27 protein-coding genes are annotated in these 23101 nt (G+C 29.3%); all 27 read right to left on the reverse strand.

Annotated elements, in window-relative coordinates:
* Positions 1-1347 (reverse strand): BppU family phage baseplate upper protein (locus tag IAI10_RS20290; protein ID WP_315675135.1); only part of this gene is annotated, 1347 nt, incomplete at its 3' end.
* 11 nt (positions 1348-1358) lie between these two features.
* A complete protein-coding gene (locus IAI10_RS20295; protein WP_315675136.1) occupies positions 1359-2057 on the reverse strand; it encodes a distal tail protein Dit in 699 nt (232 codons plus the stop codon).
* A 3-nt stretch (positions 2058-2060) separates the two neighbouring features.
* A complete protein-coding gene (locus IAI10_RS20300; protein WP_315675137.1) occupies positions 2061-4505 on the reverse strand; it encodes a hypothetical protein in 2445 nt (814 codons plus the stop codon).
* 16 nt (positions 4506-4521) lie between these two features.
* Positions 4522-4674, reverse strand: a complete 153-nt coding sequence (locus IAI10_RS20305) for a hypothetical protein (RefSeq protein ID WP_315675138.1) — start codon at positions 4672-4674, stop codon at positions 4522-4524.
* A gap of 41 nt (positions 4675-4715) precedes the next feature.
* Positions 4716-5072, reverse strand: coding sequence for a hypothetical protein (locus tag IAI10_RS20310; protein WP_315675139.1), 357 nt, complete (start codon positions 5070-5072; stop codon positions 4716-4718).
* 55 nt (positions 5073-5127) lie between these two features.
* Positions 5128-5700: a major tail protein gene (locus IAI10_RS20315; protein WP_315675140.1), complete on the reverse strand. Its 573-nt coding sequence runs from the start codon at positions 5698-5700 to the stop codon at positions 5128-5130.
* Between the two features lie 22 nt (positions 5701-5722).
* The gene (locus tag IAI10_RS20320) at positions 5723-6109 is read right to left on the reverse strand and encodes an HK97-gp10 family putative phage morphogenesis protein (RefSeq protein WP_315675141.1); all 387 of its coding nucleotides are present in this window, start codon (positions 6107-6109) and stop codon (positions 5723-5725) included.
* Positions 6106-6459: a hypothetical protein gene (locus IAI10_RS20325; RefSeq protein ID WP_315675142.1), complete on the reverse strand. Its 354-nt coding sequence runs from the start codon at positions 6457-6459 to the stop codon at positions 6106-6108. The genes IAI10_RS20320 and IAI10_RS20325 overlap by 4 nt, the downstream gene beginning before the upstream one ends.
* The gene (locus IAI10_RS20330; protein WP_315675143.1) at positions 6460-6789 is read right to left on the reverse strand and encodes a phage head closure protein; all 330 of its coding nucleotides are present in this window, start codon (positions 6787-6789) and stop codon (positions 6460-6462) included.
* On the reverse strand, positions 6782-7066 hold the full coding sequence (locus IAI10_RS20335) for a head-tail connector protein (RefSeq protein WP_315675144.1): 285 nt from the start codon (positions 7064-7066) through the stop codon (positions 6782-6784). Before IAI10_RS20335 ends, IAI10_RS20330 begins: the two co-directional genes overlap by 8 nt.
* Before the next feature lie 58 nt (positions 7067-7124).
* The gene (locus tag IAI10_RS20340; RefSeq protein WP_315675145.1) at positions 7125-8270 is read right to left on the reverse strand and encodes a phage major capsid protein; all 1146 of its coding nucleotides are present in this window, start codon (positions 8268-8270) and stop codon (positions 7125-7127) included.
* A gap of 68 nt (positions 8271-8338) precedes the next feature.
* The gene (locus IAI10_RS20345; protein WP_315675191.1) at positions 8339-8932 is read right to left on the reverse strand and encodes an HK97 family phage prohead protease; all 594 of its coding nucleotides are present in this window, start codon (positions 8930-8932) and stop codon (positions 8339-8341) included.
* On the reverse strand, positions 8916-10166 hold the full coding sequence (locus IAI10_RS20350; RefSeq protein ID WP_315675146.1) for a phage portal protein: 1251 nt from the start codon (positions 10164-10166) through the stop codon (positions 8916-8918). The genes IAI10_RS20345 and IAI10_RS20350 overlap by 17 nt, the downstream gene beginning before the upstream one ends.
* Before the next feature lie 17 nt (positions 10167-10183).
* Positions 10184-10414: a hypothetical protein gene (locus IAI10_RS20355; protein ID WP_315675147.1), complete on the reverse strand. Its 231-nt coding sequence runs from the start codon at positions 10412-10414 to the stop codon at positions 10184-10186.
* Positions 10415-10447: 33 nt separating this feature from the next.
* Positions 10448-12115 carry a terminase TerL endonuclease subunit gene (locus IAI10_RS20360; RefSeq protein WP_315675148.1) on the reverse strand — a complete coding sequence of 556 codons (1668 nt, stop codon included), beginning with the start codon at positions 12113-12115 and terminating at the stop codon, positions 10448-10450.
* On the reverse strand, positions 12115-12495 hold the full coding sequence (locus tag IAI10_RS20365; RefSeq protein WP_315675149.1) for a phage terminase small subunit P27 family: 381 nt from the start codon (positions 12493-12495) through the stop codon (positions 12115-12117). Before IAI10_RS20365 ends, IAI10_RS20360 begins: the two co-directional genes overlap by 1 nt.
* A 162-nt stretch (positions 12496-12657) precedes the next feature.
* The gene (locus IAI10_RS20370; RefSeq protein ID WP_315675150.1) at positions 12658-13113 is read right to left on the reverse strand and encodes an HNH endonuclease; all 456 of its coding nucleotides are present in this window, start codon (positions 13111-13113) and stop codon (positions 12658-12660) included.
* Positions 13114-13159: 46 nt separating this feature from the next.
* Complete coding sequence (locus IAI10_RS20375) at positions 13160-13573, reverse strand: DUF4236 domain-containing protein (protein ID WP_315675151.1); 414 nt, start codon at positions 13571-13573, stop codon at positions 13160-13162.
* A gap of 50 nt (positions 13574-13623) precedes the next feature.
* Positions 13624-13884: a hypothetical protein gene (locus tag IAI10_RS20380; RefSeq protein ID WP_315675152.1), complete on the reverse strand. Its 261-nt coding sequence runs from the start codon at positions 13882-13884 to the stop codon at positions 13624-13626.
* Between the two features lie 71 nt (positions 13885-13955).
* Positions 13956-14261, reverse strand: coding sequence for a hypothetical protein (locus IAI10_RS20385; RefSeq protein WP_315675153.1), 306 nt, complete (start codon positions 14259-14261; stop codon positions 13956-13958).
* Between the two features lie 89 nt (positions 14262-14350).
* A complete protein-coding gene (locus IAI10_RS20390) occupies positions 14351-14701 on the reverse strand; it encodes a hypothetical protein (RefSeq protein ID WP_315675154.1) in 351 nt (116 codons plus the stop codon).
* A 102-nt stretch (positions 14702-14803) separates the two neighbouring features.
* Positions 14804-15274: a hypothetical protein gene (locus IAI10_RS20395; protein ID WP_315675155.1), complete on the reverse strand. Its 471-nt coding sequence runs from the start codon at positions 15272-15274 to the stop codon at positions 14804-14806.
* A gap of 103 nt (positions 15275-15377) precedes the next feature.
* Positions 15378-15893: a hypothetical protein gene (locus IAI10_RS20400; protein ID WP_315675156.1), complete on the reverse strand. Its 516-nt coding sequence runs from the start codon at positions 15891-15893 to the stop codon at positions 15378-15380.
* A gap of 102 nt (positions 15894-15995) precedes the next feature.
* Positions 15996-16517 (reverse strand): GIY-YIG nuclease family protein, encoded by a 522-nt coding sequence (locus tag IAI10_RS20405; RefSeq protein ID WP_315675157.1) that lies wholly within the window; start codon positions 16515-16517, stop codon positions 15996-15998.
* Positions 16518-17148: 631 nt separating this feature from the next.
* Complete coding sequence (locus tag IAI10_RS20410) at positions 17149-20010, reverse strand: hypothetical protein (RefSeq protein ID WP_315675158.1); 2862 nt, start codon at positions 20008-20010, stop codon at positions 17149-17151.
* 25 nt (positions 20011-20035) lie between these two features.
* The gene (locus IAI10_RS20415) at positions 20036-21139 is read right to left on the reverse strand and encodes a hypothetical protein (protein WP_315675159.1); all 1104 of its coding nucleotides are present in this window, start codon (positions 21137-21139) and stop codon (positions 20036-20038) included.
* A 327-nt stretch (positions 21140-21466) separates the two neighbouring features.
* Complete coding sequence (locus IAI10_RS20420; protein ID WP_315675160.1) at positions 21467-23098, reverse strand: DUF3102 domain-containing protein; 1632 nt, start codon at positions 23096-23098, stop codon at positions 21467-21469.
* Between the last annotated feature and the right edge of the window lie 3 nt (positions 23099-23101).

The following is a 23101-nucleotide window of genomic DNA, read 5'->3' on the forward strand; positions in this document are numbered from 1 at the left end:
TGTTGCTAATGTAAGTTGGATATTAACTCTTGTCCATGTAATGGGTGCTAATTTTTGAGTAACTGTATTAGATGATGAGCCCGCGCCGATACGAAAGCTTACATTTGAACCGTTTTGAGATTTTACATAAACAGTTAATGTAAAAGTTGCTCCAGCGGATAATCCTCTAGCAGTTAAATAGGTATACCAATCATTTATTCCAGTCGCTCCTGCGGTAGTTGCCGTTATTCTTAAAGAGTTATATGACCTTACTGTTGAACTAGAGTCTATTGCAATACTGTATCCACCTCTTGCAGCATAGGCGGAATTTAGCTGAATAAAATCTGAACCAACTATATAATTTCTTACACCAATCTGCACATTATCAGTATAGTTAAATGAATCTTCTGGCGCAGGACTCCATGTAGTAGCTTTGTCCCCTTCTTCCATCTTCAAATTGTCTACCCAATATACTGCATTTAGTTTAAATATTTCTATTCTTAAATAGCTTGCTGAAGCTACAAAGGTTTGAGAAAAATATGTCCATACTCCTGCTGGTATATCTGAGGCTCCATAGGTTTGTACTGTCCAATCGCTTCTAGCTATATTTATAGCCATAGCACTTATGGCAGTTTGAGAATATATCCAGCCGCTAATAGTATATTTTTTCCCACTAACAGTAGGAAGATTGCCATAAAATCCAGTTGAACTATTTGTGTAGCTTGTTGTATCTATTTTAAGTGAGTAAATGCCTTCCTTGCTTACAGTATTGTCTACAGTAGATTTTGCACCATTAGCAGTTCCCCACCAAACTGGAGCACTATATTCAAATCCACTATTTTGTATTAAATTTCTGCAACCAATCTGCATACTCTCCAAAGCATTTAATCTAGTGCTATACTTTTGGTCTAAGTTAGGATATATGCTTGTAAATTGGTCATTCCAATTTTGTGTCTGTGATAAAGCAGAAGATAAAGCAGTGAATTCATTTGTGCTTTGGATAGCACTATCATTTCTAATACCTTCTAACACATTAACTGTAAATGTCTTAGTGGTTAATATGCTGCTATCACTTCCGTATATTGCAAGTTCACATTCTAAAGCCCCCACTACCGCTAAAGCTTGGCTAGTAAGTTCTACAAGCACCTTACCATTTACGGCATCTTCTACCGTTACATTGTTGAATATAAGCTTGTTATCTGCTTTAACTGCAAATATTTTAACCGTATGGTTAGTTAAGTCCATAATCACCGAATTGCTATACAAAGTGAACTCTGTAAATCTACTCTTAGTATCATTCTGCTTAGCATCTATAGTCACATTAACATTCTTGTCTATATCTAGATTAATTCTTTTTATATACTGCATCATTTCACCTCCTACAAATACACCCAATTAGGTGTAATTTCTATTTTACTTACGTTTCCTGTCCATATTATAGAATTTTGTCCCTCCTGAAGCACTGGAAACTCTCCGCTCATCTGCTTATTACAATTAAAGCCGTCTTTGTAGCAATCCATTATAGTAGAATCTATAATTATATAGCTGTCTACATTGGCTAAATCTATCTCTGTAGAATTTACAAATAAGGTTATATTGCCAGTACCGTAAACTTTTATGATAGGCTTGCTTTCCCATGTTCCGAGGTTTAAAAGTGCACTTGGACTATTAGTTAAAATTATAGGGTTTAAGCCATCCTCCAGCCATCCGAATGGGTCTACAGTAAATTTAACATTAAAGCTACCTTTATACTTCATGCTCCTAGCTATATCATCACATTCAATTTTTTTAATTTTATAGAAAACGTCTATATCGTCACTAAATTTTAATTTATTTCCTCTTAGCCACTTACTAATTAGCCTGCATTGCTGGGTAAAGTTATCTCTATTTACAAAATTAAAAGCGATAGTTATTTCTTTGTCTACCCACCGCCCTTTATCTCTTATTAAACTTCCATTCCTGCCCTCTATATCTATAGTTTCTGTGTCCCTTTGTACAACTGGTATATTTACTCTATTAACTATTTTTAAGCCTAAATCTAGGCAGGATATATCATCTATTAAGCAAAAGTATTTCATATTCTATCTACCTCCTCTGCTTAAATTATTAGCTCTAGTAGCATTTAACAATTCCTTTTGGGTATATTTAAATGTCTTTTTAGCTATTATTTGTCCATCCATAGGCATTTCTATTGTAAGGTTTAAATCTCCACCTATACCAATCTTATTGCTTAATTTCCCTGCCAACTCATCAATCCATCCTGTATTATTTTCAAGTGGCATTACAGCCTCTCGACCAGCTTCACCTACACCAATTACGCTTGGTTTATTAAATATACCACCTTTAGCGTACCAATCTACTCCTATGCTCGGCATACTTGGAGGTACTAGAGAAAATTCGCCAGTCATTTTAAAATGAGGCAATGGAATATGGACATTGAACATACTGGACACTTTTTCTCTTATCCAACTCCATAAGTTTCCAAAGAACTCCTTAATTTGATTCCAGTGTGTAATAATCTGAAGCGGAATACCTAGAAATGGAACAAACACCGTTAAAATATCCAATCCCCATTTACTCAGAAAATCTTTAATACCATTAAATATCCATAGAGCTGTTTCTTTAACTTTATTAAACGCTTCATTAACGCCATCTCTAAACCATCCAACTTTGTTATAAGCTAATATAAAAGCACCAACTAAAGCAGTAATACCAATAATAATTAATGTTATAGGGTTCATGCTCATAACTAAATTTAAGGCAGCCTGCGCTAATGTTAAAGCACCTTCTGCTATGGTTGTAGCAACTATCTGTATCTTTGTAGCTATCCATGCTAATGCTTGCCTGCCTAGTTCCAGTGTCATTCTTGCCACATTTATAACGGCTTCGCCTATTCGTTTTCCAAAGTCAAGTACAGCTGTAGCTGCTTTTTTTATGCCATCTCCCATGTACATAGCTTTTATTTTCAAGGTGTCTAGTCCTGAGCCAAACACTTCCTGTGCTTTCTTAGCTATTGTAGTCGCTTTGTTGTATGTGTCCATAGCTGTTGTAATACCGTTTATAGTGCCTTTTACTCCGCTTAAAGTACCCCAAGCAATTCCTATGCCAAGTATTATATTTTTAGTTGCTTCGCCATGATTTGCAATAAAATTGAACAAGTCCTTTACTATTGGCATAAAAACTGAGCCTAGTTCCTTACCTACTTGAATTGAACTTTGAATAAATTTATCTATTTGTGTTTTATGTTCTTTAATTTGTACAGTGAGGTCTTGAAATAACTGAATAAGCGGAGGTAAAATCTGTTGAACCAGTGGAATTAATGATTTTGCCATTACTCCACCAGTAGCAGCCACTTGCATTTTTAACACTTTTAATTGTTCTTCTGTTTCATGTGCCTGTGCGGGGTCTATCCCAATGCCTTTTACTTTACTGGCTTCTTCCTTCGCTTCTGTATACTGCTCTAATAGCGGAACTAACTGAGCACCTTTTGCCCCTAGAACATCCGCAACGAAAGCTTCATCATTTCCTGAATCAGCGGCTTTTTTATAAGCATCACTTAATCTTTGTAATTGTTCATTTATAGGAAGAAACTTTCCTTGAGAATCTGTTAAGGTAATTCCATATTTCTGCAAAGTTGCTGTATTTGCTCCTACAGCTTCATCACTTTCTTTTAATTTAGAAGAGTATTCATCATTTTCTTTTTTTAAATCCTCAATTTTCTTTTTTACATCATCAGTAACTTTTTTTGTTTTTTCTAATGTAGCTATTTTTTCATTATTTTTTTGGATTGCTTCTTCAATTTTTTGATTACTCTTATCCTCAGAATCACCAGCTTTACCAATAGATTTATCCAAATTAGTTATTGTACTTATCAAAGGCTTTGCATCAGTGCCTGTAATACTTAATATCCTATTTAATTGCGTAGCCTCAGCTGTACTTAAATGCATTTTTTGACTTAGTAAATAAGCTTTATCTCCTGCTTCTATAGCACTTTCTGTAAACTTTACCAATCCAAATCCACCAGCTAATGCTGCACTAAATCCAACTATAGCATTTTTAACATTAAGTATTTTATTTTTAGTATTATCAACGCTCGTGCCAGCCTTCTCAAAAGCATTTTTAAAATCTATCTTTTTACTTTCATTACTTGTTTTAGCTAATTCAGTATCTACATTTTTTAATTCGCTTTGCATTTTAGCTAAATAAGCTACTGCATTATTAACTTTAGTTCCTGCGCTTTGAGTCGCATTACTAAATTCTCCAGTTTCAGTTTTAGCCTTTAAATACCCATCTTGTAACTGCTGTATTTTAGCTTTTTGCAATTCGATTGCTTTGTTAAGATACTCAGATTTATTTTTCAATCCATCTGTATCGCTGCCAAAACCTTTTATACTTGCAGAAGATGCTTTAAATTCACTTTGTAATAACCCCATAGCTTTATTAATTCTGCCTATGCCCTGTGTGAATAAATCATCAGTTATTCCAACCTTTACGGTCATACCTTGCAATTCTTCATTTCCTGCCATACTCTCACCTCACTTTCTAGAAAATAATATCGTCTATATAGCCTTTTTCTTCTTCATTTTTTATTCCGTTGACTTCACAATGTATCTCGTATAATGCGTTCAATTTTTTAGGGGTAGATTTCCAAAAACTTTCTTCAGAAAATCCTAATAAAGTAGTCCATATATACAAAAGCCAAGCCCAATCCCAATTATCAGATTCAGCTTGGCTTTCTATTCCCCCAAATTTTCTGTTTCATCATCTTTTTTTTCAGGCATTGTATCAAATAATGCTTTACCAAGTTTTCCAACAATATCATTCAAAAACTCTTTATTCATCATTTTACCGACTTGCTTAAGAGTTATATTTTCGTCCTCTTGCCTTACAATTCCGTATATTAATGCTCTTATGGCTTTTACTTTTGTATTTGCCAAATCATCAAGGATTTTTGGCATATTTGCATCATCACCATATATTTCTTCCATTTCACTAAAAACATTAAAATCTATATCAATTTTATATTCTTTATTTCCTAACTTAAATGTTTCAAAACTTGCTTTCTTTAAATCTTTAGCCTTAATATTAGCCATATTATCATCCTCCAAATTATATTTTTATTAAAATATAGAGTAGGGAAAACCTACTCTATGGCTGTGCTACTGGTATAGTTGGTACTGTAGTTAACCAACTAGCTAATGCAGTTACATCTGTAACATTAGCATCTTCATCTCCTATAAGTCTCCAGTTTCCGTCAAAATCTCTAGCCATAAATGTACCTTTTATGGTTGCAGTCTGAGATTTTACTTTGTCTGCCTGTGTTTCAAAGTTATCTGCTGTTAATTCAAATTTACCTTTGAATAATGCCACATATCTATATTTTCCATTAGCTTTCTTAGAACGAAATGCCATATAAACATATGGAGCAATATCGTCTTTATTTTCAATCAAAATGCCATTTACAACTTTTGAACCCTGTAGAAATGCTCTAGTTTCCAACGATAATTGATTTAATTCTATTTCTACATCTACACTTGTAAATTGAGATACTATATCTTCAACATTATCATCTGAATATTCTGTTTCTGTATCTGATTTAGGAGTTATCTTGGCAGATAATGTCCTCTCATATTTTTTTACCGTATCATATGTAGCACCTGCTAAAACATCAGTTAACATTTTTGCAAAACTAACATCTTTTAAACCTATTTGTCTACTCATAAATTATCATCCTTCCTATTTTCTATTCTTCATTTAAGCCATTTTGTATAGCTTGTTTTATTTTTTCTAATATTTGTCCTTTATTTTTTTCATAAGCTGGCTTCAGAAATGGTCGTGGAAGTCTTTTGCTATCTCCATACTCTACATACCAGCTATAATTAGCTTTTTTATCTATATCTCCAACCCAAACAAATTTACCATCTTTGTTTTTCTTTACCTTGCTTATTTTTAAGCTCTCTCTGAGCTTTCCAGTTCTGTCTTCAAAAGCTTTTGTGTTTTTAGCATCTGTTAATATTGGTTGTGCAGCTTCTACCAACGCATTATCTTGTATATTCACACCATTTTTGCCCATATTCGCAAGCTTATTTAGTAAACTTTCTAATCCTTCTACCTCAAAATCAGCACTCAACTTTCAATCACATCCTGTATGTAAAACCTTAAAGCCTTATGGAATAATTTTGTATCAGGCTCATAAAAATCTTGTCCCTGTTCATATGTGCAATTTTCAATAGTTTTCATAGCATTTTTTATTGTAACTTTTAAATCTTCTACATTTTCGTGGCTCCAAATGTCAACTTGCACATAATAAATAACAGATTCTGCTTCATCATCTGCAAAATCCGTTTCATTATCATTTAACTGTATAAAAGTAACATGAGTATCATTTATATTGGAATCATACCAACCATAAAAACTTTGGATATTTAAAGGTGTTAATACATTAGATAATACCGTGTCAATTGTTTGTATAATATCCATTTACAACACCTCCTGAGCCTTGATTACAATCTTTTCCTTATTGTAGCTAAAATAATCTACAGCTATAATATTAAAATTTCTATTGCTCCAAACTACCCTATATTCTTTGGTATTCAAATTATCTAAGGCTTTGGTGTACCTTACAGTAAATTGCATAATGTTTTGAAGCTGTATTTCCAAAGCTTTATATAGCTCTGTGCCGTAAAGACTATTTACAGAGCACCAGCAAGTATAATAATCATCCCATGTATCTATGGGAACACCTTTATCCTTTATAATATTTCTTTTCTGTATATTAATCCTTTGATTAAAACCATTAATATTAAGCATCTGCATCACCCACAAGAGATAATATAAGAAATATACTCTCAATTATTTTATCCTTTTGCATATTGCCGTCTATATATTGGCTTTTATTACCATACATATCGTTTACCAATTTATACATAGCTAAATCAGCCAATTTCAGTAACTTAACATCTGTTTTATAAGCTATACCACAGCAACTATCCAAATATATTTGTACTGTATCAATAAGGCTTTGTATATAAATATCATCATCGCTATAATCAACTCTAAGATAATTTTTAGCATCTTCTAAAGTCATGCAATCACTTCCCTTCTTTAATTTTTACTTAAAAAATAGAAGGGATTTAACCCTTCATTTAAGCAGACTTTACTTTTAATACTGCTAACTTTTGATTGTCTTGTATATCGCTATCAACTTCGATATAAGCACATACGCCTGTTGCATACTGTGTAGCATACTTCTCAGTTAAAATAGTGGTCTGTATATTAGAAGTTAATTTCATTGCCAAGCCGCTCATATCTCCAAATACTATTGCTTTATTTCCTGCTGCTACAACTGGCATATTTTCAGATGTGTATACAGGATGTCCAAGCAAAGAATAAGAAGATGGAGATGTTAAATCCTTTTGAAGAATATATTCTCCTTGAGTATTTTTTATTTTCTTTAATGCTGTTCTGGTAGTCTTATGCATAATAAAGCAAGCATTAGGTAAATAAAGGTCTGGTATCTTAGCTTCAAGGTCAAAAATATCATCAAAAGAAATCGTTACTCCAGCAGAATCCATTGTTTGTGATGCCGCTAATACACCTGTCATTTTTTCATCAGTACCAACTAGCAATTCATGTTCAAGAAATTGAGCTATCTTCTTTGCAACTTCATTAATTACAAAATTTGTTACATCAAAATCAGATTTATTTATTAAAGATTTAGATACTTTAGCAAGTACACCAACTATAAAACTTTGCAACTTAATAGTAGTAAACTTACCAGTACCTTCTGTAAGTTCAGTAAATTCGTCGATATATGCAGCAGATATAGATGAATTAGTTTCATCGTATCTTGGCAACACTAAATCACCAGATATGTTATAAACAGTTACTAAATTGTAAATAGGTGATAATTCCTTAACCTTTTCAAGTATCTTATTTGAAATAGAAGTAGGTATTATTCCACCATTATCTCCTGCACTTAATGCTCTATTTTCTCCTCTAACAAATGCAGCAAAACTTCTTGCTTCTTCTGCTGTTATGTCCTTCTTTTCTGTGTTTTCCATCTCCTTAACATCCTTTCTTTCTTCTATTTCTTTATTATCTTTTTCAGCTTGTGCTTCTAAATCTCTTTTTTCTTCTGCTTCAAGCTCTTCTGTCATTTTTAACTTCTTTTCTAATTCTCTCTTTTCAGTCTTTACCTTTTCAGCCTCATCGAGCTTGTTTTCATCCAAAAACTTTCTCATTTCTACCTTTTTAGCTTCCATAGCCTGTCTTATTTCTACACTATTCATATTAAAAATCCTCACTTTCATTATTTGTTAATATTTTTTATTAATTAATTTTGAATATAAAAAAAGAACTATAATTCAAGTTCTAATTCCAGTTTTCTTTTTCTTATTTCATCATTTTTATGTTTTTCAAGTTCATTTATATGTAAGTTATAACTTCTAGTATTAGCTTCGGAATCGAGGTATGCTGGTATAGGTGTAATTGTAACCTCTATTAGAGTTACATCTAATAAAGTTCTTAAGTCGCTTCCATCTTCTTGCATACTCCAGCTATCAGAATTACAGATAAATCCAAAACTGCAACCTTCTACTTCGCCAGATTTAACTAATTGGTATACATCATTGGAATAGCTTATATTTGAGTTAAGGGTTAGTGTAAACTTCAGACCAACATTATCGACCTCTAACTGCAAAGAACCTGTCTTTGTACTACCTAAAACCTTGTCAAAATCATGATTATATAGTCCCCAAATATTATGACCATCTGCTAATGTTTTATCAAAAGCTCCTTGTGCTACAGTTTCATAGAATCCCATAAATTGGCTTATAGTATTGAACTTTGTTATATATCCACTAATAACCATTCCATTATCTTCTAATGCTCTAGTTTCAACAGAATCTAATACAATTTTTCTATATTCAGTTTTATTATCCAACCTGTCCACCTCCCTTCGCATTAGCATTATCTTTAGCAGTCTGATAAAGGTCTTTAATTTTTAAAGTTCCAGAAGATGCTAATAAATCATCTCCATCTATAGCTTTAACCATACCAAGCTTCAATCTAACTTCATTCGGTGTCATAACTGAATTTTGAATATAGCTTGTATAAACTTCTGATTGCGTCTTACTATCCATCCTTAATAATGTCTGCTCATCAAAACTAAAATAAAAACCATTGGCTCTATCCTGTGCCGTTAACAATTTATAATTTAATTCAGCTTCAATGGATTCAAACAAAATTAGCAAAGTATTATTTAAATAACTTAAATTGCTTTGCTCCAAAGAGTTATTATTATAACCATCCATTATCCCAACTTGCCACGGCATTAATCCCATACTAGTACATATATCAACTTGCCCCATTTTTCTTAGTTCAGCGAATTGTGCATCGCTCAGTTTTAAAGAGAGTGGTTGCAAATTAAAGCCAGCGGGAACTGGAAATAGTCTTTTATTGGTATCATTATCCCAAAGCATATTAAACTTATTGTTAATTTTAGCCAATTCATTCTTATCTTTAATATCTGTCGTAGTTTGTATAACAACTTTATCTGTTAAACCACTTTTAAATAAATCGGCTTGGTAACTTTGCGCCGATTGGTTTGTACTAATAGTATCCTTAAGATTGTCTTTTACTGCCGTAGATATTATTCCATCCATAGTAAAACTTTTAAATACCAATACATCTTTATATAATGCAGTATACTCTTTGCCATCTTGACCACACCTATAATAAACTAAAATTGGATTTTGCATTGTAGATTTAGCTAGTCCAACATTATCTATTACAAATCTTGTAATCTCTACAGGGAATAAAGCATTTACATTCCCCCTCGTATCTCTGTTTATAATTGCTCCGCTTACTCCACGATGCTGACGTACAGCTTCAATTGCTTTTAAAAAATCTATTGAACTCATAAAGGGATTAGGATTTTGAATTAAGTTATATAAATAATGTTTAGTGGCTAACACCTCTCCATTTTCGGTACTTTGCTTTAATAAAAGAGGAACTTTTGCCACATCGGAAGAAATTCTATTTATACATTTAAAATATGTAGATTCTTTCATCTCCATATCTGTGCTACCAGTACCAATATAGTTACTATTCCAATCTAAATTAACAAAAGTATTCCAATCCATTGTCGCTGCTCTTTTTTCATCCTTCATTTTATCCCAAAACAATTTTTCACCTCCTCACATCATTTTTTACTTATAAAATAGCTGACAATAAGCAATTCTGCTGCTAAAATATACATTCCAACCGCTTTATTTAGCATAAAAGTAGTTCCAAATATAATAAAAAGGCTTAATATAGTAAACAAATCTGCCACTGTATTAGCCTTTATTTTAGCTATTTTATTAAGTTTTTTATGTATTTTCATAGTTATTTTTGCTTTAAAACTGGCTAATTTAGCCTTTAATTTGTTCATATTTCACCTTCTTATCATGTTTTATTGAATTTATTACCATCCCATCTGTTCTAATGCTGCAATTGGGTCATAGGTATCACCTATATTATTATAAATTGCTCTACTTAAAGCCATTAACATAGCTATAATACCATCAATTTTATTCTTAGCTTTTGATTTATCATACTTTACATTTCCCGCTGGGTCTTCTGTTGCTACAACATTAGAAGCCATCCATGTTAATAAAGGATTATTTGCAATAACTAATCTTTTATCTAGCATCATTATTTCAAAATCTCTTATGGAAGGACTCATATCCCTATATCCTTGTCCAAAGGAAAATACCGTATATTTCTTCTCAAGTCTACTTCTAATATCACCACTACCCCATCTATCAAATGCAATTTCCTGAGTATCAAAAGCATATTTATTATTCAAATCATCGATATAATTAAACAATTCTTCATTATCAACATAATATCCATTTAATAACAGCAAATCTTTATTCTTAGCATATAAATCATATCTCACGCTATCTCTTTCAGCTCTATCAAACAGAGTTTCTTTGGGTGTAAATAGATGTGGATATATAATAAATTTATTATTATCTTCATCATAAAAACATTGTACATAAGCAATAATATCCTTTATAAATGCCATATCTAAGCCACACCAACACTTCATTCCTTTTAAGCTATTTATATCTACATCTCGTAAACATGCTTTCCAATCAGCCATATTTATAGCATTTTCCCCATCCAAGGCTACATGCTGATTAAGATATAACCTACGTGCCTTTGCCTGGAAAGATTTTATTCTAGTTGCTTTTACTAAAAAATCCTCTAAATCTTCTGTTTTTCTAAATGTTCCTATAGCTGGATTCGCATTTATCCATTCCTTAACATCTAACAAATCACATTCCTTCTTTGCTTCAAAAATATTTGCATAAAACTTTTTATCACTATATTTACCTTGTTTTACATCATTGGCATAATTGTAAAATTCAAATTCTAAATTATGAGGGTCTTGTCCACTTGATGCAGTAGTAGTAATCAAACATAGAGGTTCATCCCATAGCCCCATACCAGTCCTCAGCTTTGTGTAGGCATCCGAATTTTTATATTCATGAGCTTCATCACACACCATTATATAAGTTGCATAACTATCAAGGTTTGTTCCATCATTTGCCAATACTCTTAAATAACTATTAGTTGCTTTTCTATACATTTGCTTTGTAGATTCTGTTATCTTAACATACTTTTTAAGAGTCTTATTATTTTTAATCATCAAATTTATAGTATTAAATAAATTATTTGCCTGTTTTTTATCATTTGCCACGATGATATACTCGGCTCCAAACGTAGCATCAGTAAAATATAAATAAATTATTATTAATGCTGTAATAGTTCCCTTACTATTTTTTCGGGCAATATCTAATAAACATTCCTTGTGTTTTCTCAATTTAGTTTCTTTATTTTTAACACACAATATTTCTGTCAAAGTGACAAATTGAAATTTTAAAAGCTTAATGGTCTGCCCTTTTTTACCCTTATCAAGCTGAAGTTTACTTACAAATTTATAAAATTTTCTTGCCTCAGTTTCATCATAAAAAAATTCGTCATTATCCCATTTCTTTTTCAATTTTTCTATAAGTGCATCTAAATTATAATTAGTTTGTTCTTCTACATTTTTAGCAATTAATAACTTATCAGCTTCATTCATTATTTAATCACCATGTCTTCCATTTCTTCATCATCATTTGCACCACTTATAGAGGAATTATTTTTATTCATTCTACTTCTTGCGGCAGGTGTAAATCCTAATTCTTTTGCCCATGCTCTCATATCTGCTAAAGCTTTGTTACTAATTGCAATTTCTGGACGTTGCTGAACATATCCATTAGGTGTAGTAAATGTATATCCTTCTTCTTGTAAAGTTTCTTCACAATTTTTCCATTTGGCATAAGATTGGCAGTAACCTTCCAATGCTTTAATATCTATTTGTTGTAATTCTTCTCCATCAACTTCCAATTCACTAATAATTCTTTTCCATTCCTTTTTAGCTTCTAAATCAAGCCAAGCAGGACATTTTATTTTAGGCATTTTATCACCTACCTTTCTATTTTTTTATTTTCAACTCCCCCTGATGGAAAAATATCAAAAATTTTTACGTGACATGGCACATGCGACCTCTTGCAAGGCTTTGACAAATTTGTCATACCCCCGCGGGTTATTTGATTTACACTTTCTTTGACTTTAAAAAAATTATTTATACTCTACTTTAAATTTATTACATAACTCCAATAATAGCCTTTGCATATCCTGCTTACTCTTGCCACCTCGCTTATAAGCAGCATGGATAACATTGTGTATACCTTTAGAGCAAGGAAACATATTATTAAAATCTAAACGATGTTCCCAACCACCATTATCTTTAATCTCTACAATATGATGAACAGTATCAGCACCAACAATATTATTATTTATATACCACTCAAACAAATCCAACCCACAATAAAAGGATAGCACATAATCTCTTACTGCTATCCAATCTTTACTATTATAAAATTCTTGTTCTTTTTTATCCTCACGCCTTGCCTTATACTCTCTATAATTCTGCTTCCGTAACTCTTCTGCTATAACTCTATGCTTACTACAATATTTATCTGCATAGTCTACTAATTCTCTACATCCTGCATAACTGCATAATTTTTTTAACATATTAATTCCAACTTCCATATAAATAAAAAAGAACCTAGAATTTAATCTAAGTTCTCTTCATCTCTTTTATTTTATTTCCAATAACTCCAATTCCACATATTATAAAAAATAATATATCTAATGCACCAAGCACATATAATAATATTCCACTCTTAAATGTTAATCCATCTAAAATTAAAATAAATATGTAAAATCCAATACACAACTTAAGCAATTGCCATAAAGTCAAATCACTACTGGCATTACTACCACTGTTATTATTTTTATTATTCCTGCTTTGCTTATTATTAGTTAACTGCTCTCTAACATAAAATCCATCTTTATTTGCACTTGTATATAAACCTTTTTTATTAACGCCTAATCTTGCATTCTTGCCACCAATGCTAACACTGCTAATACCATTTTTTGTAGTATTAACTCTAATGTGCTTACCTAGCTTAAAGCTTTTAAACAAAAACATAATATCACCTTCTTACAGGAATATTATACCACTATTTAACATAAAATACATTAGATATTCTCCACGCTATTTTTAATTATTAATACATCTTCCATCAATGTATCTAGTTTTTCAAGCATCTCATTCCATTCTTTTTCAGTAAAATTTTCTTTATTTTGTAATTCCCACTTTAAATCTCTTATATCTCTGTAAACAAAATTTATTTCCTGTTTTACTATAGTCTTTTTAATATTTTTAATACTATCATTTATATTACCAACAAATTCATTATTATCATACTTTTTTAATCTAGCCATATACTTTTTATACATTATAGCATTCCTCCCTATTTTATATTTTAAATTTGCTCTCGATTAAATCTATAGCGACAACCCTATCGCCATTACCATTCTTTAAAAACCTTCTTGCATATCCCAGCTTCAACTTCAGTAATCATTTCATCTTCAAGCAAATCTTCTAGTACATCCAATCCCTTAATAACAAAATAGCATCCCAAAATATTTTTTATATAATCTACGAATATTTTATTCACATCTTCATTAATTTGATTTATATTTTCTTCCATTTTCCTTACATAATCTGCATTAATTCTCATGTCTTTTAAACATTCTCTAATGCATTCACTTTCTTTATATTCCTTAAAAAAAGCCTTAAAATAATTTATCTCAGCTTCATTAAAATTTATCATAATCAAATTCCTCCAATTTTTAATTAATTTTGGGCATAAAAAAACACCCTATAAAATTAGGATGCCTTTTCCTTTAAAATTTTCAGCGTTTACTTGATATTTTCATTTTTCTTTTTTGTATTAAACTTAATATCTTTTTTATTTTCATTCACAAACGTAATTGTTCCAGTATTTACATCATTAATTACTTGAAGATAAAATTTGTATACTCTATATTTTTTAACTGAAACAACAATATAGCGCGAAAACAATATACAATAAGCTACATATGCTATAATTTTTAACAGTACATAAGTTGGTATAATATTTATTAATGGTGATAAAAATACAAGAACTATTGAGATTAACACAGTTTTATCAATATCAATTATTTTATCCTTTAACTCACTTTCTAATATATATTTATCTTCGTCATTTAGCTTTTCATAATTCAATGCCATTTCTAAAGCAACATTTCTAAGTTTTTTCCAACTTTTTGCATACTCACTAATTTTATTAATATTAAGTATATTTTTTATTTTAATATTATTATTTGAATTTTTCTATTCAGCAGCCTTTTCTTCTTCATTTGATTCTACTCCATCATGAAATGTATCATAGTTATCTAATATATTGGTTACATACTCAAGCTCTTTTATATATTTATATTTTTTCTTATATTTTCTTTGATTATACCAAAGACATACTACATGGGCTAATCCAATATATACAAAATACATAATTATAAAACCAGAAATTTCATTAAAAAAGTTCAAAAAATTCATTTTGGTCTCTGGTCTATCTTTTGCCATTGTTGTATAAAATGTTATATAAAATGTTATTAAAAAAGTCCCCATATTTAGCATTACAGATAAAATAAAATTAAAATCAGACTCTTTGTATTTTTCCTTATTTACTTCATTCTGTAACTCTATTTTTTTTACGATTAAACTTTTTTTATCTTTTTTCATAAATTCATTAAATAATTTTAAATTTTCTTCACTTTCATCTTCTTGATTTTTTCTCCAAAGCATTTTATCACCTCAATATATCCATATTCGACATAAAAAGGTATTTTCCTGCTTTTGGCTTATAACAAAAGAGCCTACTTTATGTAAGCTCTATATAAACATTTATCTATAAATTATTTTTTATATAATCAATTTTTGAATTAATATATCTTTCTAAAATATCTATTTCTTCTTTTGATATTTTAGGTATATTTATAGATTTTTGTCCTGGCAATGGCTTCATCAAATCTCTTACTCCTAACAAATCTTCAACTTTTAGTTTGTTTAAATATTGTTCTACTACATTAGATTTCCAATATGCTAGATTGAAGCATTTATTACAGCAAAATTCACCATTTACATAATTATTATGTTCAAATGTAAATTCTAAAGCTTTATAAAATTGCTTTGGTGCATCAGATATATCTTTATATATATAAAATTTACTATAATCTATTTCTGTTCGATTAAAAGTTTTTTTATCATAACTACATATAGTATATCCTTTTTTTGTGCAATATGCACATATTCCTTTAGTATCATCAATAACATATGGTACCGAGTCTAAATGCTCTGATATGCTGTGTAATCTTTTATAATCTTGATTACAAACTATACAATGAAATTGTTTATTTTCTTTCAAATCAATCATCTCCCATAAAAATTATAGTTTTACCTTATATTTCTACAGGAGATGATTATTTCCTTTTATTATTCTAAATATTTTAAAAATAATATGTATTAACTAATCCACATATACCGATGCCCATCTTGTGCCTTTTCTTATACTATTAATTAAGCTAATACTAACATTGTACATTTTCGCTAAATGCTTATCTGTATATTCACCTTCAGCCATTAGTTTTTTTATTTCTATAACCTTTTCTTTATTTAATTTGGTGCAATGTCCATTGCTTTCGCCTGTTTGAGCCTTACACATATTACCAGTATCTCTAACAGTTTTACTAGCTCCACCATGCCTTTGTTTATTTATAATATGCCATTCATCAATTTTTTCGATATACTTAATCCACCAATCTTCTCTTTCCTTTAATTTATCTGGTGGACACTCTTCAAGAATGCTATACTTAATCCTTTTACTATCTTGAGCATAAGCTTCAACCAATTCTTTGTAATCATGTTTCCCACTTTTAATATTTGCACTGTGAGTGCTCCATCTTCTAGCAATATCCTTACTTTGTCCAACATATACATTTCCAGTTTCTATGTCCTCTATCAAATAAATGCCGCTTGTTTTTTCTTTCATTTTTATCAATCTCCTATCTTTTTTTGAATTTAAAATAGGATTAATTTTTATCCACTAGCCATATTTTAATTTTAAAATACGGGTGCTATATACATTTTATAAACCACTTATTAATAATCCGTTATTTTATAACGTTTTATAGTAATCGTTTAAATATAAAAAAAGATGCTACACTTAACGCCTATGCAGCATCAATTTTTAAAAAATAAAATTAATTAAAGATGAATAATTAAACTACCTATTTTTGCAGGAGGAATAAAAGCTTAAATAAGTAGTTTATAAAATGTATAAATCATATAAAAATATCTAAAAATTTTTTGAATTTATTTTTTAAAAACTATTGCTATTTACTTTTTAAAATGTTATGATTAAATGGGATGTTTTAAATTTTGTTTAATAAAAAAATAAAAGAGTAGCCCACTCGTGCCACGAACGTGAGCATAATATATTTATATTAATAATAATAATAATAATAAAAGGCTTTTTTTAATAGTATATACCGCTAGAGTAACCATTTTACTGGCTACCCCAACTTGATATACACCAATACGTATAAGTTATATCCAAGAGAGTTTTATTACTGCTCTTTATTCTCTCTCCTATAAAGGTGTCAACTACACCTTAGAAATGGCTATATAACTTGCTTCAGAAAAACATCGGTAGGATTTTTTACTATTTTATATTCCATGTTGTAAAGTTTGAAATCTCCATCTTTATTAACATATTTTAGATATTCAATATTTTCTTTTTGCTCTTCAAAAATTCTTAAAAATTCCGACCTGTGTGCAGCAAATAATACAGTTAATAAAAATCTACCAATGCCAAATATTTCATATTTTTTATCTTCTTGAACCTCTAATCCCTTTTCCTTTTTCTTCTCGTTCCTAGCTTTTATTATATCTTTACATTCAATGTCATATTTTTTTATAATGCTTTTTATATCCTCGGATTTTACTTTTAATTTACTTATTTTGCTTATACATTCTGCTTTTTTATCTACTGCGTCTAAATATTTTTGACTATTTATCTTTTTAATTTCTTCTTCCGTTGCCCCATCTGTTATTTTTTTTGTCCATATTGCCTTAACTTCATTTTTATATTCCTCAACAATTTTAATTATATTATTAACCCTATCTTTATCACACAAACTTGTTAATATCTTTACTTCATTTTGGAACATTTCTGAAAATGTGATTTTATCTTTTTCTTGAATCCTTTTAGCATTTATATTTTTAAATTCTACATCTATAATATCTTCCAAGTAACACATTGTACTATTATACTTTTTAAAAGCTACTTTTTTATTAGCTTCTTCAAGTAAGTTTTTCTTTTTTGAATTACCAGTGTATTTCATGAAATTAGGCTTTGTTGTTTTAGTATAATACCCTTCCAACCCATTAGCTTTTACAAAATATTTATAATCTTGCTTATCCTCTTGTAATGCTAACATTTCCATATATAATTCTGTTTTCTTTTTACTAGCAATTCTATTATTTGCATTACATACAGTAACAACCTTATACTTTAATCTTAATATATCTAATTCTTTTGCATTGTCTACTGTAAACTCTTTTTTAGCTTTATCTATTTCAATACAACTCATAACATCCAACTGGCAAATATTTGCATATAGCTCTTCATCAAACTCATTACTTTTGTTGAATTTGTCCCAAAATTGAGTGTTTAAAATTTGGGATAAATTTATTATCTCTCCTATCTTATTTACAGAGGTATTTATATCTAAATCCGTTTTATCCATTGAAGTATTATATCTATTTGGTTTTTTAGCTTCAACCTGAGATGTAGGAACTAAAAACTTATCATAATTCATTTTAATTTTATCTATTAGCTGTTTATTATCTGTCATGAGCATTTGGTCACTATCGAAATCGGCACTTGATAATCTTTCCAATGTATTTTCCTGCAAGGAATTTACACAAACAATTTGATTACTAAGATTAAAATATTTATCTATGGCTTTACATTCTACATTTTTACCTACAAATAAGTTACCCATAGTCACATGAGGTGAACGACAACCTAATAGCTCTACTCCATAGTTAAAATTCTTACAGTGTATTTCACCCTTACTCAAAACACTATTCCCATTAAAGTAAAAAGGATTGTTTTTATCTTTTACAGTAGCTTTTAGCATTTCTAATCCATTGCCAAATAATACACTATAATTTCCCTCTATTAAAATATGACCTTTTCTTATATTTTTAATAAAACTATCCCTTACATCTCCTCTAAAATCTAAATACATTTGTGTCTTAGTAAATTTATCATTTAAATTCATCATAGTGAGCATGAAGTCATTAGTGCTATTTATACTAGCATCATCTATATCTTCATTATCACTTACTTTCATTTTAAGGTGATTTCTCATTACCCTCGGGTCATTAAGCAGTTTATAAAGATAATCCATAGATGGCTGAAGAAATTCTAAAGTTTCATTCCTATTAAATCTAACTGTATTTAATAATTGGTAATGTGTTTGTACATATTTTCCCATAAGATGATGAGTTGGTTTATCATATTTTACAACACCCCAAGTATCTTCAATTTGCATAAGCCAATTTTGGATTTTGCCAAATTTACTATACTTAATACAACTTTTAGTACAAATTAATTTTATATCCTCTATATTTTTTGCAAAGGTAAATCCATTTAATTGGCTTACATCTGTTATTCCCGCGGAAGTGAAAAACTGCTGAATATTAGTGTTGAAGCAAGCACCTTTAAAAAATCTATTTCTTAAAAGCAACATTCCTTTATTTACATACTTATCTCCAAATACACTTCTGTCCATTAATGCTTGTCCATCCCATATATTATTTTCTATCTTTATTTTAGATTTTTGAGTATGTAATCTATCTGTGCCATTATTATTTACAACTGTAGTTGCCATAACAGTATCTTCAAATTTGCTTATGTATTCATCAATTATCAATATATTTTCTTTTTTAATGCCTGTAATAGTATCTATAATACTGCTAGTTGTAAGTGCTATATAAGCTTCTATAGCTGCTAAATCAATCTCTACACCTTCATCATGGCAAATATCCATATAGCTCCAATCCATCATTTTTTTATATAAATCTTCTCTTATAAACAAACATTTACCAACTCTACTGCTACCACTACTACGTTTAAATCTAACATAATGAATCTTTTTACTAGCTATAGTAATATCAAATCCATTCTCATACAACTCTTCTCTTAGTTGTTTGGTAGATTTTGTAATAGTTTTATTGTCTACATCTTTAACACTATACTTAAAAGTTACACTAATCACAGCATTGGTATATTGTTTATTATCGACCATAAAAAATTCATTTTTGCGTGGAGATATTTCATTAATTTTTATAGCTTCCAAAGAATAATCCAATGATGCTTTATACCTTTTATAATTATCATTTTTAATTTCTACACCGTTATATATATCCTTAGCTTCTAATTGTAAAATATTTGTATTTATATTATTAATCATAAATCCTATTCCCCCTTAATTTTAATTAATAAGATAGACCATCATCATAATCATCCAAATCACGAAGCACTTCATCCATATAGGCATTATCACTATAAATATTGTTTTTAGGTCTGATTTTACCTATATGTTTAGTTAAACAAGAATTTTTGCTACTATTATCTTTATTAGGATTACTTCCCCAAAATCCATTATCTTGTTTTTTAGTTACTACCTTAACAACATTGTCTGATTTATATTTAAGCTTTTCTTTTTCTGCTTTAAGTTGTTCTATTTCCTCTTTAGCTTTTGCAAGTTCTACTAATAAATTAGCTTGCTCTAATTCCTCAATTTTCTTTTTAGTATTATTAATTTTTTTACTTGCACTACGCCTTGCATTACTTTTAACCTTATCTGTATGTACCAGCTTATTCCATTCAATTTCTTGCTTTAAACACGCTTCAAATCTATTTTTATTATCAATAATTTTTCCTTCTGAATCCTCATATTCCTTAGCAGCTACATATGTTTTTGTATAATGCTTTTCAGGTGTTAGATAGCTGTTGTTGTAATATATAAGTCCTACATCTTGTAAAATTCCTAAATATCTGCTTACTGTACTGCTATTATACCCACAAGCAGCAGAAGAAGATTGTGTTATGTACCCATAACGAGCATCGCAATTAAAAACCCTGCAACAAGCAATATAAAATCTACATATATTAAGCTTATCTATATTTTTATATTTTTTATCTTTTAAAGCTAAAAATAAGTTATCTAAATCCTTGTCCATAATTTTAAAATACTCTGTGTCAGGCAAATTAAAGCCAACATAAAATAGAGTATTAAATCCTAAATTACTTATGTTTTCTATTGGTTTAAACTGCATATCAGCAACTAATATAAGTTCATTTTCAATTAATTCATTAATTCCCTCTATAATTTTTTCATTGATTCTGCGATTATTTGCAGAATATAGATAATTTGCTAATATATTTATACTATTAATACTAAATCCTTTTGCAGATATATAATTGCGTTGTAGTAAACTATATATAGCTATAGCTGCATTGGAAAAAAATTCATTTAAATATAAATTATTATCTAAAATACTAAAAGACTTATTTAAATTCATTTCAATTTTTAACATGTTACATCCCTCCAAAAAATTTTTAAACATGTTACCACAAATTTATTTGTGTAACATAAAATTCACTTTATTATATCTTTCCTCTTTATTACTGTTTCCTATTTATTCACTGCGATGTTGCACGTATATTGTGTAACATAAATTTTGCAGTGCACGAAATACGTGTAACTTTACAAGTTCAGCTATTAATGTTACACGTATATTGTGTACTGGTATCAATATTATTTTTTGATTAATTAAATTCCAGTACACGTTTTTCGTGCAACATTAACACCTATCTATATTTGCTTATGGAATCTATTATAAAATGCAAGAGCTTCTCAAAATTTATCCGCTTATTTTATCTTTTATTGCATTTAGTAATTTCATTTTTGTTTCTGCTTCTTCTTGCTGTTTTTTGGGCTTTGCAGTAAATTTATCTGGGTGGTACTCCTGTGCTCCTAATATATATAATTTTTTAGCTAATTTTTCATTGCTTAGAATTTCTTTTAACAGTTTCTTTTCTTCAACTGTAAAAATATCCAAATCAGCTTCTCTTTGCTTTTTATCTCCCAGCAAATCTTCCCAAAAATTATTATTATTAAAATTATATTCTTTATATTTATCTGCTATTTTTTTAGCTAACTGCTCTAATTCCGCATGGAATTCTTTTATATGTACCAATTCTGTGTCAGAATTTTTAACTAGCTCCCTATAATATGTTTTTGTACTTACAACATTATAAAAATCTACATTATACAGATTCATACCTATTTCAAAAACATACTTAGATACTTGCTTGAACCCTTTAAAAACTTGCATAAAATCCCTTTGATTAGCATATTCTCTAAGCAAATATGTTTCATCATTTTTTACGAATTTTGCTTTTGCATCTTTTACAGCTTTATTGTAAGCTTCTTCTAATTCTTTCTCTTTTTCAATATTTTTTGCATTAATAAACTTGTCTACTAATTCCATATATTTTTTATTTATTTTATAAAACTTAAATAGTTTTTCTATTTTACTTCTATAATTTTTATCAGCACAATAATGTGCAAATAATTCTTTATCTTTATAGATGCAGATATATTCTGTATCTTCAATAAAACCTCTAGCAATAGTATATTTATCCTTAGTAAATACAAAATCTTTATTTTCATTAAAGAGCCTTTGTCTCTTTTTTTCATCTTTTTCCCAAGCAAATTCAACATTGTTTTTCCATGATAAATCCTTTGTTTCCAAGATATTATAGTAGCAGCAGTTATCATCATAATGCATATAACTATTACTTATATCCAATCCATCTAAAAATTTTCTATAATTATTTTCATTTTTTAAAAATGGTATATTTAAATTATTATCTTCTATAATTTTTTTCAACTCAGAATGTGTAATCTCTCTTGCTAAATATCTACTTAATAGCATACTTTCATATTTATCGAACTCTAAGGTGCTATTTATATCATTGTAAAATTCACCAGTTTTCAAGATAATTTCATTTGTAATTTGTATTGTTTTAACCCATTTATCATCTTCATAGTTCCCTACCGTATTATCTTCAATTAATTCCTTAATATTAGTGTTTTTATTCTCTTTAACTGGTATGTTTTTAGCTTTTTTCATAATAAGTTGTAATTCCCTCGTTGACATATTCTCTATATCATTATTGTTTAAAAATTCTTCTCTATCCTTGGGTTTTATAGAAGATAGTATATATAATTTTTCTATTCCTAAATCGGAAGGCGTCTTCCCTTTTATTTCTTCAATCTCATCAAATTCGTTGGCGACTTTCATAAACTTTCTAGCGGTTCTATCTGTAAATTCTACTTTTTCTTCAAGCCATTTCCCCCATTCGCCATGTGGTAGACTCTCCTTAACCATTATTAACCTTCTACCTATCCCTAATATGTTCTTTGCGGTTTGTTGTTTTAACTCGATTATTTGTTTTGTAAGTAAATTGATTTGTGTTTGTAAGTCCATTAT

It is taken from the genome of Clostridium sp. 19966, from assembly GCF_032335695.1.
Classification (GTDB): Bacteria; Bacillota; Clostridia; order Clostridiales; family Clostridiaceae; genus JACTOJ01.